The sequence below is a fragment of the Salinimicrobium oceani genome (assembly GCF_012037645.1).
Genome location: NZ_JAAVJR010000173.1, coordinates 1 through 659 on the forward strand (window position 1 = coordinate 1; position 659 = coordinate 659).

Sequence of the window (659 nt, forward strand, 5' to 3'; positions counted from 1 at the left end):
TATTCAGGAACTTATTTACGAAGCTATAGATCGCTAATTCATGAAAATAGCCATTGTTTGTTATCCCACATTTGGGGGAAGTGGTGTAGTAGCCACCGAGTTAGGTTTGGCGCTGTCAAAACGGGGGCATGAGATCCATTTCATCACTTATAAACAACCTGTAAGGCTGGAACAACTCTCCGCAAATATTCACTTTCATGAGGTAAATGTCCCGGAATATCCACTTTTTCACTATCACCCCTACGAACTGGCCTTGAGCAGTAAACTTGTGGACATGGTGAAGCTGCATAAGATCGAAATGCTTCATGTGCATTATGCAATTCCTCATGCCTATGCCGGTTACATGGCAAAAAAAATGCTGGAAGAGGATGGGATCAGTTTACCCATGGTGACTACGTTGCATGGCACAGACATTACCCTGGTAGGGAATCATCCATTTTACAAACCTGCAGTCACTTTTAGTATCAACAACAGTGATGTGGTGACTTCGGTTTCCCAAAGTTTAAAGGCCGATACACTGCGCCTGTTTGATCTCAAAAGGGAGATCGATGTAGTGCCAAATTTCATTGATACGACTAAATACACTCAGTCAATTAGCAACTGCCATCGCAATTTGCTGGCAGCAGATGATGAGAAGATTGTTACCCACGTGAGTAATC

General features: G+C 42.9%; 1 protein-coding gene. It reads left to right on the forward strand.

All coding sequences use genetic code 11. The annotated features are described in order from the left end of the window. Nucleotides 1–40 precede the first annotated feature (40 nt). On the forward strand, nucleotides 41–659 hold a 619-nt coding region (bshA, locus tag HC175_RS16090; RefSeq protein WP_168139418.1), incomplete at its 3' end, for an N-acetyl-alpha-D-glucosaminyl L-malate synthase BshA.